The sequence below is a fragment of the Bradyrhizobium sp. Ses1 genome, assembly GCF_059512365.1.
In genome coordinates this window covers 118,971-138,169 of sequence record NZ_JCAMOQ010000016.1, presented here as the reverse complement: position 1 = coordinate 138,169, position 19,199 = coordinate 118,971, and the positions used below count along the sequence as shown (strand labels likewise).

The following is a 19,199-nucleotide window of genomic DNA, read 5'->3' as shown; positions in this document are numbered from 1 at the left end:
ATTGACAGTCTACCAACTAGAAGGTAGTGACACCAGCATGAGTAACCTATCCACCACCGCAGACGACATCCTGGCTTGCGCGCGGACCCTGATCATAGCCGGTGGCTACAACGGCTTCAGCTACGCCGACATTGCGGAGGTTGTCGGCATTCGCAAGCCAAGCATTCATCATCATTTCCCGACCAAAGCGGATTTGGTGCGTACGCTGATCGCTCAATACCGGGAGGAGGCCGTCGCCGGTATCGCACACCTGGAACGACAGGCTTCCGATCCGCTCGAACTGCTTCGGAGCTATACGGGTTATTGGGCGGCCTGCATCAGAGACGCCAGCGCGCCATTCTGTGTGTGCGCTCTCTTGGCGAGCGAACTTCCCGTTCTCCCGGCGGAAGTGGCCCTCGAAGTAAGAGCCCATTTCCGGGCGCTCTCAGCTTGGCTGACCTCGGTCCTCGCGCGTGGCCAGCGAGAGGGAAGATTTGCGCTGACTGATGCTCCCCGAATTGAGGCGGAGGCCTTCATGGCGACCGTTCACGGAGCAATGCTGTCGGCGCGTGCCTATGACGATCCCAAGATATTCGGCGCTGTCACCGATCGGCTGATCGATCGACTTTGTAACAGACAGTGAGAGCCGGTTTGAGCTCTCGCGACGAAGCGGCTGCTTAGCATTCACCAGGGCGCACTTCGTGGACCGGGGGGTAAAGCCGCCCGATCGCGCACGCTCTATCCGCCGAATTTCTGACGCTGCGAAGCTGCCCACTCGGCCCCGAGCTTCGCGAACAGTGGTCCGGGATGGCTAATCCGGCGACCGGCCGGAATTCGGGTCAGGTGATCCGTCGAAGGGAACGCTGGCACCGCTTCCAAGTCGCCGATCGCTTCGAGCGCCTTTTCCGCAGCATCCGGAACGATCGGCCAGGCGGCGCGCGCGCAAATGCCGATGAGATTCACGGCGGTTCTAATCACCAAAGCGGCCTCGTCCGGATCTGAAGCGATAAGCGACCAGGGTGCTTTTGCGACGAGGTAGGCGTTCGCCGTCTTCCATATCGTGCGTACGGCATCCGCGGTGCCCCGCAGGGCCAGAGCTTCCTGGCGCTCGCGCAACTGACCGACTAAGGCCTCGATCCGGGCGGAGAGTTCGCCATCGACCGGATCGGAAACGCCGCCTGGGACCACGCCGTCGTATCGCGAGACCACGAAGCTCAAGACGCGCTGCACGAAGTTGCCGAACGTGTCGGCAAGATCGTGATCGACGTCAGTCGCGAACCGGGAGAATGAAAAATCGACGTCGGATGTTTCCGGCGCGTTGGCCGTCAGCCACCATCGCCATCGGTCCGCCGGCAGCAATTCAAGTGCCTGATCGAGAAAGATGCCGCGACCCGAACTGGTCGAGAACTTGCCGCCCTCATAGTTCAGCCAGTTCACGCCCTTGATAACGTCGACGGTGGTCCAGGGCTCGCGGGACCCCAGCAGGGTGCAAGGGAAGCTGACGGCATGAAACGGTATGTTGTCCTTTCCCAGGAATTGCACATATCGAACGTCCGACGCGTCCAGCCACCACGATCTCCAATCCCTCCGCTCGGGGTCGGCATCCGACCACTCCTGGGTCGCTGCGATGTACGCGATCGGCGCATCGAACCAAACGTAGAAGACCTTCCCATCGTAGCCCGGTTTCGGGACCGGTATTCCCCATGAAAGATCCCGGGTGATGCAGCGATCGCGGATGCCTTCGTCTAACCACTTGTTGGCGATCGAAGTCACCAACGGCGGCCAGCCCGAACGCGAGGATAGCCATTCGCGTAGATCGGCTTCAATGGTGGTTTGTCGGAGAAAAAGATGGCGTGTCTTGCGCACTTCCAGATCGGTGGCGCCGGATATCGCCGAGCGCGGCGCGATCAGATCCGTCGGATCGAGCTGTTGCGCGCAGACTTCGCATTGATCGCCGCGAGCGCGGCTCGATCCGCAATGCGGGCAGGTGCCGACGACGTAACGATCGGGCAGGAAGCGATCGTCCGTCGCACTGAACACCTGATTGAGCGTGCGCTCCTCGATGAAGCCGTTCCTATCGAGTTGCGAGAAAAAGTGCTGCGTCAAGGAATGATTGCGGCGCGACGACGACCTTCCGAAGTGGTCGAAGGATAGATGAAGTCGACGATAGAGGTCGCGCTGAACGAAATGCTGATGCTCGCAGTAGGAGGCGACATCGCAGCGTGCTTCCGCCGCGGCGAGTTCCGCCGGCGTGCCGTGTTCGTCGGTGCCGCAAATGAAGAGAACATCCGCGCCGGTCTGTCGTCTGAATCTGGCGTGGACGTCCGCGGGGAGCAGCGAACCCGCAAAATTCCCGAGATGCTTGACGCCGTTTATGTAGGGTAACGCGCTTGTTATCAGATACTTCGTCATGACGCACTCCGTGTGGCCGAGAGGACGCGGACACTAAAAAGCCCTCCGCAGGATGGGAGGGCTCGGGTCCGCTTCGTCCGAACGGCGCGTGTGCGCGCTTAATCCCTCCAGCAAATCTCCTGCGGGACGGGCATTCGCATCTCGAATTTCGCGAAGAGGAAGGTCATGTGCTACCTTGTATCTTGGCGACCATATAATTTCGAATCTTTTCCTGCGCAAGCGGCGATGCTTGACCGATCGGCCCGGCATGCCTGCACTGCGTTGGCCTCGATGATCTCGAGTTTCTGCCGGCGGGCGATGCCTTGCTCACGCGAACAGTGCCCGATATGCCGTCGTCGTGCGCTTCAGCAGGACGCCCTGCCGCTCGAACGACAGGGCCTGCTGGTCGAGCCTCGGGCCTTAAGCGCTTTTCCACGTCCTAAGAACTGCTAGCGGCGAGCCGATTGAACCGGTTCACTCCCGCGTTGTCTCAGAGCTTCAGGGTTCCGGCGCCCGGTTGCGAGATCTGCATGTCGGCGAAACGGCACGAGCCGCTGCGGCGCTGGAAGAGAGAGACGCCCAGCAGCCAGATGTTGACGACGGTTCTGGCAGGGCCGCCGATGTGCTCCTTGTAGTCCGCGTAGATGTCGCGCTCGTCGCTGACCCACTTGCCGAGATCGGCGAAACCGCTGCGGACCGCCATGTGCGACTCGAGCGGTGTCCAGCGCGGGATCGGGCAGCGGAACGCGGTGCCGATCGGCAGGCTCGAACTCCAGAAGTAGGTGAGGTCCTGGCCGTCGTCGAACTCCGCGGCGATGGAGAGGTAGTCGTGCGAGGTGAGCTGGTTTTCCGGTAGCCGCGACGGCAGCTCCTCGACGATCCAGCGCCAGCTCAGTTTGGTCTGCGGCTTCAGTTCGATGCCGACGGGGCGCTGCAGAATACCGGCGTTCTTCAGCGGCTCGACGGCAATCGAGCCATTGCCGATATCATTGAAGATGACCGGGCCGCCGCCCAGCATGAAGAAGTTGCGCCAGCCCGCGGGCAGCTTGCGGGGCGACTGGAGCCGCGCCAGTTCCGCGGCAACGATGCCGTCGACGTCGCCGTGGCTGAGCAGGCTCGTCAGGCCGGCGAGTGCGTTGCCGCGCCAGACCAGCGCCACGCCGTAGATGTGCGCGTCCGCCTTGGCGTACTCGTCCTTCGGCACCGCCAATTCGCCATCCGTATCCTTGAACTCGACGAGCGATCGCGCCATTTCGAGGGCACCGTCGGCGGCGGCCGTCATCGTCCCGGTGTTGCTCATCGGATTGAACATGGGGCGGGCGCCCCGGGTGCGTACGTGAAACGCAACGCCAGGCTCGACCCACAGATCCTGTTCGCGGGCGAGCCACACGCGGCCGCCGAGCAGGAACGTCACTTCCTGCCCCTTGGCGAGGGTGATCCCGAGGTCCTTCCACGGTAACTCGCTGCCGGAGAGATCGAAGACGCGGGCCTCGCGGAGCTCGGGGGATTTGGCCCTGGCGATGAGCGCCGTCATGCCGTCGATGAGCTCCGCGCGGTCGAGAAAGCTAGTGGCCCCCATGGCCCTGCGATCGAGGACGAGCGTGGCAAGCGGAGCCGTCAGGCCCAGGGCCATGAGCCTTTTCAGCATGTAACAGCGATTGAGTCCGCCTGCACCGTGAGAGCAGCCGGCATGGTGAGGCAATGTGCACATATGTTCCTCCCTGGCTCTTCTTTCGCGTGGTTGTGGCGCGGAGATCCTGCACGCGCGGCAATAGCTCAGAGAGGAAGGGTGGGCTCGGGATGGTTGCCCGACGATCGCCGGGAATATTACCCGAGGTGACGGAGCGGGTCGGCGTGGACGGACTAACGAAGTTTCGTCTCTTGTGTCCGCAACGCGGTGAACGTGGTCATTGCCCAGCCGTGCTATTTGCGGATGGGCATTGTGTTCTGTGCTCAAGTTGCGGAAGAATTGGTCTAAACAGAGCGTTCGAATGATCGCGCGATCTTGGTCCGTTGCAGCGTGCCTTTGATCTTGGAGCAGAAGCGCCGCCCGCGCGTCTTGCCGATGATGGGGTTGAAATGAGCGATTCGGGACGGCTTGCGCCGCTCACTGTGTCGACTGATGAGTTTCCGGAAACCAAGCGCCTTGCGATGTGGCGCGAGATCTATGGCCGCAACATTGCGAATGTCGATATCGAACCAATCGACGACGCTCCGTTCCAGGCGAGCGTGACGTTTCAGGCCTTGCCTGGGGTCGGGATTGTTTCCGGATCCCGCTCCGCAGCCCATTATCACATCACCCGAGAACATCTCGCAAAATCGAAGGATCTCGTCGGCCTCTCCGTTCTGATCAGCGGCGCATCGACCACCTCGCAGTTCGGCCGGGAGATCGTGGGCCGTGCCGGAAGTGGTGTCGTTCTCTCGGCCACCGATCCATCGGTGAGCACCATGCATTGTCATGGCAGTTTTCTCACGATCGCGCTCCCGCGACCAGATCTCGCCGCCCTGGTCCCGGATCTCGGTGCTGTATATGCACGCCAGATTCCGCCGGACAACGATGCGCTGCGGCTGCTGATCCGGTATGTCGAGGCGCTGCGGCAGGGAGGGCCGGCCGAAGCACCGGGTCTCACGCGAACCGCCGCAACCCACGTTATCGACCTCGCCGCGCTCGCAATCGGTGCGACCCAAGACTTCGTCGAGGCAGCCAGGGGCCGTGGACTGCGCGCCGCGCGGCTCGAGGCCATCAAGGCAGATATTGAGGACAATCTTGGCCGGCCTGACCTGGATATTGGCGCTATCGCGCAGCGTCAGGGAATCTCGCCGAGCTATATCCGCAAGCTTTTCGAGGCCGAGGGAACATCGTTTTCAGCTTTCGTGCTCGAACAGCGCCTTGCTCGCGCGTATCGCATGCTCAAAGACCTGCGGTTTGCCGACAGAGCCATCAGCGCAATCGCCTTTCAGGTCGGATTTGGTGATCTGTCCTATTTCAACCGAACCTTCCGCCGGGCCTATGGTCTCACTCCTTCCGATGTACGTGCCATGGCCGTGCGAGCGGGACTGCGGTAGTTACCGGATCCCCGCGCAACCGCGCCGGATCCGCGCGACGAACCACCGCACGATGCGCGCCCTGACCGCTAGCGACTTATTAATCTCCCGTTGCTTAGGTCCAGACCTTCGCATGTCGAATCCGCAGTTACGAGTGATGCGGTCCCCCAAGCCGCCTGCCAGCCTGCGACTTGGAGAGCTTGATGTTAAATACCGCCGCATTTTCCCTGGTCCTCTTCAGCTGGGTGAAGGAGATCGGGGAGATCCTGCTTCTGATAGGGTTGAGCGGTGAGGTTGCTCTTCTGGTTCTCGGGATTTCGAAAGGCGCCTGGGAGCGAGGACTGGCGATCACATTTGCCGCTCTCGTCCTGGTCGGCGTCGCTCTGGCATATTGGGCCGACAGCCCGCGGACGTTCGGCCCCGCATCCCAACAGCGGATTGCCAATGCCCTCAAGGAATTTCGTGGCACTCCGTTCGATTTCTCGGTCGAGCTTGACCCCGAAGCTGTTGCCTTGATGGAAGATGTCGGAAAGGCGCTTGATGTCGCTGGTTGGAAGAGACAGGCGGTTGCACAAGGCTCTGGATACATCCCGCCAGGAAAGCCTGCGGCCGGCATCGTCGTGTTCAAGGGCGTCGAAGTGCAGATCGCCGAATCGCGACACTCGGATTGGGGAGCGGAGGGCAAGCCAGCGGCTGTCCTTCTGCGCGCCATGCGCAACGAGGGATTGACCGCAATCGCGAAACAAGTCCCGGACAATCAAGAAAGCGCCGACGCGATCCATATCAAGATCGGCGCCAAGCCATAATAATCACCGGCGGTGGTCGGCCCGCCGACCGTTCATCAGGAAGTTCATCCAGAACCTGAGGACCGAGATAGTAAATTGCCATACCTGTAATTGGAACGCGAGGACAGACCCGGGTGGAGGTGGGGCGCGGGATGGATGGTGGAATGATTCGGGTGGCGTCGCTATGATGCCCGGTAAATCCCGGACACTACGCATGCGAGAGAGAGCGTGGAGACCGTTACCGTTGCTTTGATTCTGCTGCTGGCGGTGGTCGTCAGCGGCGGAGTTGCCCGCATGTTGCCGATATCGCTTCCCCTGCCGCTCGTTCAGATCGTCATCGGCGTGCTGATTGCTGCCGTGGCCGACCTCGGCGTCCAATTGAAACCGGACATTTTCTTCCTGCTGTTCCTGCCTCCACTGCTGTTTCTGGACGGCTGGCGCATCCCCAAGGAAGGACTATTTCGCGACAAGGGGACGATCCTGGAGTTGGCGTTCGGCCTCGTCGTATTCACGGTCGTCGGTGTCGGATATTTCGTCAATTGGATCATTCCGGCGATGCCTCTCGCGGTCGCCTTCGCGCTCGCCGCAGTCATTTCTCCCACCGATCCGATTGCCGTTTCCGCGATTGCAGCACGCATACCAATTCCTCGCCGGCTGATGCACATCCTCGAAGGGGAATCGTTGCTCAACGACGCATCGGGCCTGGTCTGCATGCGGTTTGCCGTTGCTGCCGCTCTGACCGGTTCATTTTCGGCTTTCGCCGCGTTCGGAACGTTCCTTTGGCTCGCGACCGGTGGCATCGCCATCGGCGTCGTTGTGACATGGGCGGTGACCGTCGCGAAGAATTGGGTCTCGCGCCATTTTGGCGAAGAGACGGGCTCGCAGATCCTGATCAGTTTACTGATTCCGTTCGGCGCCTATCTCCTGGCCGAATACGTGCATTGTTCGGGCATTCTTGCAGCCGTCGCCGCCGGGATCACCATGAGCTACGTCGAGCAGAGCGGGCAGGCATTACCTGCGACCCGCATTCGCCGCAGTGCCGTCTGGGACCTGGTGCAATTCACCGCGAACGGCGTGATCTTCGTCCTGCTTGGCGAACAGCTCCCGCAGCTCTTCGATGGCGCGGCGAGAGTGGTCCAGGAGACCGGGCATCATGCGCCGCTCTGGCTCCTCGTCTATGTGGTCGCGATCAATCTCGCTCTGGCTGCATTGCGGTTCGTCTGGGTCTGGACGTCCCTACGATTTACGTTGTTTCGCGCGCATCTGAAGGGCGAGAAGCCCTATATTCCGAGCTGGCGCCTGATCGCGGCGACCTCGATTGCCGGCGTGCGCGGCGCCATTACTCTTGCAGGCGTGCTGACACTGCCGTTGACGATGAACGATGGTTCGCCGTTTCCGGCACGCGATCTCGCGATCTTTCTCGCCGCAGGCGTCATCATCGTATCTTTGGTCGCTGCCAGCATGACGCTGCCGTTCTTGCTGAGGGATCTGGAGCTTCCACCCGAGCCATCGCATCAGGCCGAAGAAGATCGCGCGCGCATCGCTGCGGCGGAAGCCGCGATCCGGGCGATCGAGCAGGCCCAGCACGACATGGGTGAAGGGCAAATCGACGCCGATCTCTATACCGATGCCGGCGTTCGCGTCATGGCGCTATATCGCCAGCGTATCGACGGGCGTTCCAAGGTCGGGCAGGAAGCCGAACTAGCGCAGAAAATCGACGACGTCGAACGCCGCCTCCGTCTTATCGGACTCCGCGCCGAACGGGCCGAACTGTATCGCATCGCGCGTAGCCGGCAGCTCTCGGACGAGATTGCCCGCAAGCTGGTCAGGGAAGTCGATCTCCTGGAATCCCGCTTCCCGACAGCTTGAGCCCGCTCAGCTCTTGACCATATCCCCCAGCATGTTTGCCGCGACCGTCAGCTTGGCGAGCGTCAGGCCGCTGGCTGCGATTTCCTCGACCGAGCGGCGGATGCGCGTGGCTTCAGGATGAGCGGCGAGCCAGTCGCCCGCGGCTTGCTGACCGCATTGGCCGGTTGCCAGCATGTCCGCAGCCAGTCTTCTTTCGGCGGCGGCGATCTGGTCGACGGCGCGATCAATGGCGAGACGTTCGTAATTGTCGTTTGCCGACACGCTGCGCGCGGCGGCGATGAGGCGATCGAGGCGGAAATTGGCCTCGGCGGCGAAGAAGGTCGTAGCGGCGTCGCCGATGGTCCGGCCGGTGCGCTCCGCGACGGTTACGATATCCGGTGCCGAGACCAGGGCGTCGAGATCAGCGAGCTCGATCGCGAGCTCGCCCGGGACGCCGGCATCGATCAGGTCCTGCCGCCGCTTGCTGCGCCCGGCCTGCACGTCGTCCGGCAGGGTCTTATCCAATCCGGCGGCGATTTCGCGGATGCTCGGGCCGAAGCGGGCGATGACCGCGTCCAGACCCGATTTGAAATCGACGTTGCGCACGTACCAGAGCATACGTGAGACCAGCAGATCTTGAATCGCCGCGTAGAGGCCGAGTTGCACTTGCCCGGCGATGCGAGTATCCAGCCCATCGATCGCGTCATTGAGCCGCTTCAGGCCGTAGCACTCGTCAACCGCCACGAAGGCCATGACAATCGTCGACACATCGGCATCCGTCTCGTCGATCAGGCGCACGACACAGGCCGGGCCGCCGCGATTGACAAAAGCATTGGCGAGATTGGTTGCGATAATCTCCCGGCGAAGGCGATGCTGTTCCACTGCAGCGGGGAATTTGTCCTGAACCTCGCGCGGGAAGTATTCGGATAGTTCGCGGGCGAGATATGGATCATCAGGCACGCGGGTGACGAGCAGATCGTCGTAAAGTGTCAGCTTGGCGTAAGCGAGCAGAACGGCCAGCTCTGGCCGAGTCAAGGATTGGCCGCGCCGGGCGCGTTCGGCAATCGCCGCATCGTCTGGCAGGAATTCCACGGCGCGGCTGAGCAGGCCACGCTGCTCGAGCGATTGCATCAGCCGCGTGAGGAAGCCGGTCTCGGCGAGGCCCTTGCGTTCGGCCAGCGAAAGCGCCAGCGTCTGCAGATAATTGTTGCGCAACACCAGGGCGCCGACCTCATCGGTCATCGCGGCAAGCAGCATGTTGCGGTCGTTCGGACTGAGGCGTCCCTCGCGTTCGGGGCGCGCCAGTGCAATCTTGATATTGACCTCGACATCGGAGGTGTTGACCCCGGCCGAATTGTCGATGGCGTCGGTGTTGAGCTTGACGCCTTTCTGCGCGGCTTCGATGCGGCCACGCTGCGTAACGCCGAGATTGGCCCCTTCGCCGATCACCCGCGCGCGGATATCAGCGCCGGTGACACGGATCGGATCGTTGGCGCGATCGCCGACCTGGTCGTCGCTTTCCCCTGATGCGCGGATATAGGTGCCGATGCCGCCAAACCAGAGAAGGTCGACGCGTGCCTTGAGGATCGCCGTGATCACCTCGAAAGGCGTGGCCTGCGGCTTGTCGAGATCAAGCAAGGTCCGCACTTCCACTGCCAACGGGATTGCCTTGAGCGAACGCGAGAATACCCCGCCGCCGGGCGAGATCTTTGACTTGTCGTAGTCCTGCCAACTCGATCGCGGCAGGTCGAACAGGCGTTGGCGCTCGGCGTGGCTGGCGGCGAGATCGGGTGAGGGGTCGATGAAAATATCGCGGTGGTCGAAAGCCGCAACGAGCCTGGTCGCCGGCGAGAGCAGCATGCCATTGCCGAAGACGTCTCCGGACATGTCGCCGACGCCGACAGCGGTGAAGGGCTTGGTCTGGATATCCGTGCCGAGTTCGCGGAAATGGCGCTTGACCGCTTCCCACGCGCCGCGTGCCGTGATGCCCATTTTCTTGTGATCATAGCCCTGGCTGCCGCCGGAGGCGAAAGCATCGCCGAGCCAATGTCCCTTCTCCGTCGAGATCGCGTTGGCGATGTCGGAAAAGGTCGCGGTGCCCTTGTCGGCTGCGACAACGAGATAGGGGTCGTCGCCATCGTGCCGCACGGTGTCTTCGGGCGGCACGATGGTGTCGCCGTCGAGATTGTCGGTGAGTTCAAGCAGCGAGCGAACGAAGATGCGGTAGGCTTCGGTGCCTTCCGCCATCCAGGCCTCCCGATTGGAAGGCGGTGGCAGACGTTTGGGCACGAAGCCGCCCTTGGCGCCGACCGGCACGATGACGGCGTTCTTGACCTGCTGCGCCTTGACCAGACCGAGGATCTCGGTGCGGAAATCCTGCGGCCGGTCGGACCAGCGTAGTCCGCCGCGCGCGACCTTGCCAAAACGCAGATGAATGCCCTCGACACGCGGCGAATAGACGAAGATCTCGTAGAGCGGCTGGGGTGCAGGCAGCTCCTCAATCTTGCGCGCGTCGAATTTAACGGAGATCACCGGCCGCGGATGCCCGTCCGGACCGAGCTGCCATAGATTGGTGCGGATGGCGGCCTGCACCAGATTGGTGAAACGGCGGAGGATACGGTCTTCATCCAATGAGGCGACGGATTTGAGCTGCTCTTCAATCTCGGCGAGCAGGGCCGTCTCGCGCGCCGAGCGCTAGGCATCGGTCGCGGTGAGGCGTGGGTCGAAGCGAGCCTGGAACAGAGCGACGATGCTGGTGGTGATCGCGGTGTTCTTGCGCAGAGTCTCCCACATGTAGTCCTGAGTGAACGGGACGCGGATCTGATGCAGGTAGCGGGAGAGGGCGCGGATGGCCGAGACTTCGCGCCAGCTCAGGACCGTGCGCAGGATCAGCGCGTTGTATCCGTCGGATTCCGCGCGATCGCCCACTACCGCCATGATCGAGGCTTCCAGACGTCGGGCGAATTCCGCGGTGATGACGATCGGCTTGCCATCATTGGTCTCGATCGTCATGTCGTGCAGCCAAACCGGTGCAGGTGAGGGTGTGGCGCTCGGCCTGATCTCATAGGTGCGCTCGTTCACGACGCGCAGGCCGTGGTTTTCGATCACCGGCACCCGATACGACAGCGACAAGGGCGCGCCGCGCGAAAAGACCTTGAGGCCGAAGCGCGTCGGATCGTCGCCGTCGATGCGGTGAACCGAAAGTGCCACGGAGCGAGCGGCAGTGAGCTTTTCGATGATGGCGATATCGGCAATCGCCTGAGAGGTGTCGAAGACCTCGGTATAGCCGCCGGTAAAGGCTCGTGCATAACGATTGGCGATCAGGCGGGCTCGCATGCCGTCGGCGGTGGTCGCAAGCGCGGCTTTCAGCTTGTCAGCCCATGTTGCGGCGATGGCGCTGATTCCGGATTCGAGCGTGGCGCGCTCGATGACAGGCGTATCGCCCTCAAAGCGCGCAATGATGTAGTGGATGCGGGCAAGCGACCCTTCAGGGAAAGCTGCGTAGGAGGCTGCCACTTGCCCGTTATAGACCCGCGCCAGGAAGCCTGCGACGCGTGTACGGACGTCGGTGTCGTATTTGTCACGCGGAATGAAGGCGAGGATGGAGACGAAACGGTTGAATTTATCCGCGCGCGCCAGCGCGCGCACGCGGGGACGCTCATAGAGCGTCAGGATCTCCATCACGAAATTGTAGAGAGTCTCGACGTCGACCTGGACCAGCTCGTCGCGCGGATATTCTTCAAGGATATGCAGGAGCGCCTTGCCCGAATGGCTGTCCGGCTCGAAGCCGGCGCGTTCGAGCACCTGCGCCACCTTGTGGCGGACATAGGGAATCTGCCGCACCGAACGGGTATAGGCGGCCGAGGTGAACAGGCCGACGAGGCGCAATTCGCCGTCGAGCCGGCCGTCGGGCGTAAAGAGCTTGATGCCCACATAATCCATCCGGACGCGGCGATGGACGCGGCTGCTCACATTGGCCTTGATGACGATGAGCAGGGTAGGCTCTCGCATGAATGCGCGGATCTCCGACGTCATCACCACCATTTCGGCGCCGCGGCGCAGCACCTTCACATCGGGATCGCGCAGGATGCCGAGGCCTTCGCCGGTGGTGATGCCGTCCGGCGCGTCGCTATCCGGCGCGAAGCGGTATTCGCGCAGGCCGAGAAAAGTGAAATTGTCGGCGCACAGCCATTGCAGGAACTGGGTGGCTTCGGCGACCTCGTCGATCGGCATCGGCGGCGGATTGGAGCTGAAGGTCTTGATCGCCTGCTCGACGCGAGCGCGCATGGCGCGCCAGTCGGTGACGCAGGCGCGCACGTCGCTCAGCGTCTTGGTGAGGCCGTCGATCAGCTTCTGGCGGTCAGCCTCGGCGTCCAGGCGTGCGATGTGGAAGTGAATGAGGCTTTCGCGCTCGCCGTTTACCCCCTCGGGGAGCGTCTCGCCGTAGAAATGCAGCAGCTTGCCCTGCTCGTTGCGTTCCACGGCAATGATCGGATGGGCGACCAGCGTGACCTCGACGCCCTGCTCGGCGAGCTCCGCCATCGTGGAATCGAACAGGAAGGGCATGTTGTCGTTGAGTATTTCCAGCACGGAGATCTCGCGCCCGTCTGGCATCATCGGATTGATAACGCGGATGTCGGCACGATCAGCGGTACGCCGCTGCACATGTTCCCAGGCTTGTTCTGCCAAAAAGGCCAGCGACACGGCATCGTAGTTGGCGAGGTCTTCGATGTTGCTGTGGCCAAACAGAAGCTCGGCAAAGGCTCGTGGCGTCTTGCCCGGCTGCACGCTCCCGCCGGCCTCGTGGATCAGGGTTGCTCGGGCCTTGTCGTCACGCCACGCCATTAACGTCCTCCATTTCCCGCGCCGGCCGACCGCAGTCGCGATCGCCTGCCTGATTTCGGAGTGCACCTCTTCGAGCGCCGTCGTCTTGATCTCAGTTGATTGCGTAAGCCAAATCCTTGGCCGGAGCCTCGATAGCTCCTGATGTCCGATGTTATATCATCTTCGCGGGAGCAAGGGGTGAGCTGTCGTCAGCGCACCGATGGGCATTGCGGTGCAGCGTGAAGCCGAAATCGGTGCCGTCGACTCTCGCGGGCAGTCTGGAAAGCACAGGAATTTCAATCGCGTATGAATTCGCTGTTGATGGCGACCTGCGGGTCGCAGGCAAGGCGTCGGCTGGCTTCACTGCGCCCGCAGGCCTGGCGCACCGACGCGTCCGTTTTCCGATCGTTGTCACGCGCTACCGCTCGAGGAGGGGCGAACGGATGCTGAAGAACGCGATGTGTTGTTGTCAGCGGTCGCGACCTGAAGGATTGCGCAATGAGGCCGTAAGTAATGTCATCATCCACTTCGCGAAAGGGACTTGTTCATGGAGATGAACCGCAGCTAAACGGCTGGGTATTATGTCGCAGCCCGGAACGTGGCGCTCCTTGTGGGATTGAACTTCACACACGAAATGGAGTGCGACCATGAAGAGGTTAGCGATCACGTTGGCGGTCGGGGCTGCAGCGCTGATTGGTAGTTCGGCCGCAAATGCGGCGGATCGGCAGGCGGCGGCGAAGGCGGGCAGCTATGAGAGCCGGTCCACCGATCTGAGCGCTCGTGGAAGGGGCCATCACCACCATCACTACGGAATGCACCGTCATCACCACCACTACGGCTACCACCGCTACGGCTATCATCGCTATGGCTACCACCGCCATGGCTATTATCGCCCATACTACAACAGCTATGGATATCAGCGGCCGTACTACGGCGGCGGACCAGGTGTCACCTTCAGCTTCGGTACCGGCGGTTATCGCGGCTGGTAGCGGAGAAAGAAAGCCCGCGACGCGCGGGCTTTCTTCTTACATCTGGCTGACTTGATAAGCGCGAACCGTATCGGTGATCATCGCCGACCAGCGCAAAGACTAATCGGCGGCCAGAACGCTGTTAGGGGCGCTTCGCGATCGGGCTGGCTCCCGTCGAGCTGCATCACTCCCAGAGGATGCCGAAACGGCCGGTGCAGGTCCGTCCACGAAAGCCATGATCTTCGGCTGCACCCGCGATCCGTCTATCACCTCGAGCTGGCCGCAGCGGTTCAGCGTGTGCAGCTTCCTGCCTGGCCATGCAGGCCCTGGCTTAAGGGAGTGCCGAACGACCTGTCTGAACGTGGTCGGCGACAGTTCGAGAACTTCGGCAAGACCGAGCGCTGCGCCATATCCGTCGGAGCAATCCTGGACCGGCCGCCACAGGCTTCCATTGATGGTCACAAAGTTGCCCGCCGGCCGCGCGCTTGCGCGGTCCATCAGAACCGGATTGCTCGCATGTGGCAGCCAGGGTCCGAAGAGTTGCTCGGCATAAAAGATCGCCAACGTATCGGAATAGCCTCCGGTGCCGTCGCGCCAGGCGCCGAACAGATAGTACATGCCGTTGTGCCGCGTGATGGTCACGTCGGCCAGTTCAAGCCCTGACAGCAGCGTGCAGTGACGCTCCCATTTGTCCGGGAACCGAACGCATTTGTAAACCGCGACGTCCCGATGCTCTGTGCTCTCCGGGATCATCCAGAGTTCGCCATTGTCCTCGATCAGAAAGGGATAGGACAGATGCCATGGCTCTTCCAGCACGGGGACGACGTTTGCGACCGGACCGGTGCGGTCGAACTCGACCGCGGAAATGATGCCCTTGCCCACCCGGTGATCGAGATCTTCGAAGAAAACGAATGTCCTTCCCTTCCATTTGACGGGGAAGGGATCGGCGTAGAAATGATCTCCGGGATCCCCGAGCACTTTCCAGTCGGGCCCGGATAGATCTCCGGATCGCCACACGTCGGCATTTTCACTGTAGCGCCATCCGATGTGCCAATGAGGCGCATAGCAGCAAAGGCGATATATTTCTTTCGCGATCGATACGGCCAGGCCGCGCAGAACATAGGTGGCCGCCGGTCGTGGGGTGCTTTTGCTGGCTGACGAAGCCAGCTCCGGAACTAGTCTTGGCGCTCCTGACAGGATCGCTGTCAGCATGGTCAGGGTTCGCGCCATGACTGTTTCGAGCGCACCGCTCAAGCCGACTGCAATTTCTCCGGACGGATGACCGCGATCGAGCACCCTGCCGTCGAGTTCATTGACGATTTCGATAATCGGCAAGTCACCCGCGAGTATGGCTGCCAGCGCTGCAGTTTCCCCTGGTATCCCATTGAACTGCGGGCGCAGATATAGCCGGGCGGAGCAGTCCGGATCGCGGCCGGCGCGTGTAAAGTCGACAATCACGTCGGCCTTGCCGGCCTGGGCCTGCGACCGTTCCGGGATGACTTTCAGTTTGTCGGCGCCGCTGCGCTGGCCCCTCCGCAATACCATCCGTTCAAGTTCGAACAGCGCCTCCAAGCCAGCAGGCCGAGATTCCGAAGTTGTTGTCCACGCGATTTGAACCGGGACATCCCGGCCGCCGACGGACAGCGCCTCGCGGGACATCCACCGCCGTGCATGCTCGCGTTCGCAGCGAAATTCGATAATCATGTCCGGCCCATCTGCGCTCATGTGCCTAATGCGTGCCGATCAAACAGCCTGGCTGAGAATTTGGACGTATTCCTCCACCATGCTGTCTACCGAATAGCGCGACCTCAGGCCCTTGGCGTTTTGCCGCAGTTCGTCGCGCAACGTTCTGTTTGTTAAAATTGCGGAAACGGCGGCGGATAATTCCGCATTGTCCGAGGCATCGACAAAGAGCGCCGTGGGTTTTCCTTCAAACGACAGCACCTCTCGCAGAACGGGGAGATCGTTCACGACCGAAGGAACACCTGCGTTTGCAGCTTCGACCGCGGCGAGGCCAAAGGTTTCAGCTTGCGTCGGGAACACGAACACGTCGAGGCAGGCGAGAAAGTCGGCCATCCGCCGCGGCGGAATCTCGCCGACAAGATGCAATCTGTCGGATACTTTCAACTCGTCTGCCAACAGCCTTAGCCGTTCCTCGTCGGCGCCTTGGCCGGCCAGCGCGAGATGCCAGGACGGTTCACTGCCTAAGAGGCGTATTGCCGCATCGAGCCGTTTGTGGGGGTGCAATCTTGCAGCGCAACCGAGCAGCACGCGATCCGGCGGCAGTTTGAACTGTTGCCGCGCGACATCCTTCGGCAGATCAAGCGATTTGTCGTCGAAGCCGTGTGGGACATGCTTCATGCGCAATCGATAAGGGGCGGGGTAACGCGCGTACTCACGCTCCATCTCCCGCGAGTTGAGCGTTATGCAATTGTAGAAGCCGACGCTGCCCATGACGATGTCGGCGGCGCGGACCGGCCAGCTCATCGACATCGCCGATGAAACCTGGTTGGCGATAACCGGAGCGCGACTGACGAGGCGCGATACGCCTCCGCCGATCACATTGCCAAAATGCTGGAACGTGAGGACGACATCGGGTCTGATGGCCCTGATATGGCCGCCGAGCGTCCACAGCATGTGGAGCAGCGCCAGCGGATTTCCTGGCCGGTTCTGCGCGCAATAGAACGTGTTCGGCGGCTCGTCGAAGGAATCTGACTTGCGGAAGAAGAAGAGATTGAAGACCTCATAGCCGCGCGCCGTCAGGCCGGCACCAAGCAGCCTTGTGATCTCCTGAGCACCGGCGTTCTCCGCCTGGGTCTGCACCAGAACGACACGTCGCTTTGGCTTGATGCTGTTTGACCGATCGCGTGACGCTGCCGACGATCGTATCGGTGCCTCGCGCAATTCTGTGCTTGGCTGGTAACGGAACACGGATTCCTCAACGGTTGAGGGAGTGGGGATTCTTCCCCGATTTTCGCAATGCCTATCACGCGATGCTCGGTCCTACACCGGCCAGCGCACAATGGGGTTAATGCAGCGCATCTCGCTCACAGGGGAGATGTCGTTGCATCCGCGCGCAACATAGAGCCAGTTCGTTAACTAATTGGTTACGGCGTTGGCGAGAGAGGGTAACCGCCGATTAACCATAGATATTTACGTTGGGGGCAGGGCCACTGAACAGTGTCTGCCAGTTGAATTCGAGTCAAAACCCATGATGTTCGGTAGCCGCGCAGGCCCGAGACGTTCCGGTCAGACGGAGCCCACGGCGGCGTCGTGGGAGGCTCCGCGTCCGCCGCCTGGCACCGGACCCGCGGAACGCGTTAAGGGATTGCTAACCTTCTCCGGCATGCTTTCCTTTCTGCGGGAAAACGGTCGACGCATCTTGATGCTCGCGCTGGCCATCTTCGCCATTGGTGTCATCGCTCTGTTGCTGATTCCGGTTCGGTATGCGGCCACAGCGCTGGTCGTTGTCGATCCCCGAGAGCAGCGCGTGACCACGGATCAGGACGTGTTGCCGGGTATCGGCCAGGATGCCGCCGCGCTTCAGAGCCTGGTTGAAATCGCCAAGTCCGATGGCTTCCTCCGCCCGCTTATCGAGCAGCTCAAGGTTCGAGAGGATGAAGACATCGCCGGCGGTCAATCCGACACCACGCGTCTGCTCGAAAGATTCCGCAACCGGCTCGATATTTCCCGCCGTGGGCTCACCTACGTTATCGGCTTCAAATTCACTTCGAACCGTCCGGAGCGAGCGGCTTACTACGCCAACGCCATAGCTGAGGCGTTCGTCGCTAACCAGGGCCGTGTCCGCACTGAGGCGACCGACGAAGCAGCCGATTGGCTCAGTGGCCGGCTCAAGACGTTGAATGACCGGCTGAGGACATCAGAGGATGCCGTTGCCGCCTTCAAGCTCGAGCACAGGATCGTCAATGCCGGCAAGGACGCCACGACCCAGCAATTGCGCGTTACCGATCTGACGCAGCAGGTTTCAGCCGCTCGCGCTCGTACCGAAGAAGCAAGGGCTCGCTACGAGCAGGCGCAACGCGACCTCAAAGCGAATGTCGATGGGCCGGTTCGACAAGACCTGCTGAGTGCCCTGCGAGCTCAGAGGTCGGCGCTCAACGACCAGATCGCGCAGAAACGCGCGGTGTTCGGCGATCGCCATCCTGACCTCGTCATATCATACAGCCAGTTGAACGATCTCAACAGGCAGATTGAGATCGAGCGGAAGAAGAACATCGAAACTGCAAAGTCTGAATATGAGGCCCAACGCGAGCAACAGAGATCGCTGGAAGATCAGTTGAAGGCGGTCGAATCGCAGATACTGGTCGACGGCCAGGCGCTCGTCAGACTGCAGGAGCTGCAGCGCGACGCGGAAGCCAATAGGAATATCTACGAGCAATTTCTGTCGCGGTCCAAGACCACCAACGAGCAGCGCCTGCTGCAGAGCTCGCAGACCAAGATCGCTTCGCTTGCCATTCCACCGCTTCGTCCGACCCGGCCGCCGCTCGCATTGCTCCTCGCCGTGCTTGCGATTGCCTCGATATTGATATCGACGGCGGCAGTTGCCGTACCGGACATTAAGAACATTCTAGAGAAGCCCACTGCGAAGGTTCGCCGGGCAAATTCACCTTCGCTCCAGCCCGAATTGCCCCAGGCGGCATCACCACCCCAGCCCGAATTGCTGCCGAAGCTGCCGGTCTGGGCCCGCATTCCCGACCTGCCGGCACGGGAATTCACCAGAAGCGTCTGGCAAAAGCCGATTGCGGCAGCCGCCGAGCTCGATCTGAGTGCCTACCTGCGCTCGCTGATCGGGAAAATCGACGAGTTGCCGGGATCCGGTGGCAAGGTAGCCCTCGTGATGTCGACCGAGAACGGCGCGGGAGGCAGCACTGTCGCACGATCGCTCAATCGGTCGGCCGTGAACAAGGGGATGCTGAGTGTTCTGATCGAGCTGCAATCGGATCTGTCCGCTGCAAAGCCGGTTGCGGCCGACCGGCAGGAGCAGGGCATCACCAAGACAGATCTTCGCTCTGTCAGTGTGCTCTTGAGTGCCGGCACGCAAACAGGCGCGCTCCCTGCCGACGACATTCGCAAGGAGTTCGATCTGATCGTCGTCGACGCATCGTCTCTTGCTGCACAACCCGACGTGAGGACGCTGGCGGCCCATGCCGATCTGATCGTCGTGGTCGTTCGCGACGGAGCTGCCGCTCCGGCGGCAATTCAGCGGGCTGCGGCTGGCTTGTCGAAGTCCGGCGCGGTGCCGATGGGGCTTGTCGTCAATCGCGTATCCATCAGTTCCGTCATTGCTCAATCTCAGCGCGAGACCTTGGGACTGGCGGGCTGAGTTACCTCTAATCCT

General features: G+C 61.6%; 10 protein-coding genes and 1 pseudogene. 6 read left to right on the top strand and 5 right to left on the bottom strand.

Features of this window, described 5'->3' with window-relative positions:
• Window positions 1–37: 37 nt before the first annotated feature.
• Window positions 38–622, top strand: a complete 585-nt coding sequence (locus tag AC5ZG5_RS20165) for a TetR/AcrR family transcriptional regulator (protein WP_130223065.1) — start codon at window positions 38–40, stop codon at window positions 620–622.
• A 95-nt stretch (window positions 623–717) separates the two neighbouring features.
• Here AC5ZG5_RS20165 and metG read toward each other — a convergent pair whose 3' ends face one another.
• Entirely contained in the window at window positions 718–2,391 is a 1,674-nt protein-coding gene (gene metG / locus AC5ZG5_RS20160) for a methionine--tRNA ligase (protein WP_456643699.1), read from the bottom strand.
• Between the two features lie 469 nt (window positions 2,392–2,860).
• Window positions 2,861–4,003 (bottom strand): DUF3047 domain-containing protein, encoded by a 1,143-nt coding sequence (locus AC5ZG5_RS20155; RefSeq protein ID WP_456643698.1) that lies wholly within the window; start codon window positions 4,001–4,003, stop codon window positions 2,861–2,863.
• 446 nt (window positions 4,004–4,449) lie between these two features.
• Between AC5ZG5_RS20155 and AC5ZG5_RS20150 the strand changes: the two genes are divergently transcribed.
• The 3 genes from AC5ZG5_RS20150 (at window position 4,450) to AC5ZG5_RS20140 (ending at window position 8,069) form a co-directional block, all read left to right on the top strand.
• Complete coding sequence (locus AC5ZG5_RS20150) at window positions 4,450–5,436, top strand: AraC family transcriptional regulator (protein ID WP_456643697.1); 987 nt, start codon at window positions 4,450–4,452, stop codon at window positions 5,434–5,436.
• A gap of 182 nt (window positions 5,437–5,618) precedes the next feature.
• Entirely contained in the window at window positions 5,619–6,221 is a 603-nt protein-coding gene (locus AC5ZG5_RS20145; protein WP_456643696.1) for a hypothetical protein, read from the top strand.
• A gap of 207 nt (window positions 6,222–6,428) precedes the next feature.
• A complete protein-coding gene (locus AC5ZG5_RS20140; protein ID WP_456643695.1) occupies window positions 6,429–8,069 on the top strand; it encodes a Na+/H+ antiporter in 1,641 nt (546 codons plus the stop codon).
• Window positions 8,070–8,075: 6 nt separating this feature from the next.
• Here AC5ZG5_RS20140 and AC5ZG5_RS20135 read toward each other — a convergent pair.
• Window positions 8,076–12,893: pseudogene (locus AC5ZG5_RS20135) on the bottom strand (NAD-glutamate dehydrogenase).
• 626 nt (window positions 12,894–13,519) lie between these two features.
• Between AC5ZG5_RS20135 and AC5ZG5_RS20130 the strand changes: the two are divergent.
• Entirely contained in the window at window positions 13,520–13,861 is a 342-nt protein-coding gene (locus tag AC5ZG5_RS20130; protein WP_028161687.1) for a hypothetical protein, read from the top strand.
• Between the two features lie 99 nt (window positions 13,862–13,960).
• On the opposite strand, the gene AC5ZG5_RS20125 is transcribed toward AC5ZG5_RS20130, so the two are convergent.
• Window positions 13,961–15,544, bottom strand: coding sequence for a glucosamine inositolphosphorylceramide transferase family protein (locus AC5ZG5_RS20125; RefSeq protein WP_456643693.1), 1,584 nt, complete (start codon window positions 15,542–15,544; stop codon window positions 13,961–13,963).
• A gap of 39 nt (window positions 15,545–15,583) precedes the next feature.
• The gene (locus AC5ZG5_RS20120) at window positions 15,584–16,771 is read right to left on the bottom strand and encodes a glycosyltransferase family 4 protein (protein WP_456643692.1); all 1,188 of its coding nucleotides are present in this window, start codon (window positions 16,769–16,771) and stop codon (window positions 15,584–15,586) included.
• Between the two features lie 280 nt (window positions 16,772–17,051).
• Here AC5ZG5_RS20120 and AC5ZG5_RS20115 point away from each other — a divergent pair, with 280 nt between their 5' ends.
• Window positions 17,052–19,184: a GumC family protein gene (locus tag AC5ZG5_RS20115; RefSeq protein WP_456643691.1), complete on the top strand. Its 2,133-nt coding sequence runs from the start codon at window positions 17,052–17,054 to the stop codon at window positions 19,182–19,184.
• Window positions 19,185–19,199: the final 15 nt, after the last annotated feature.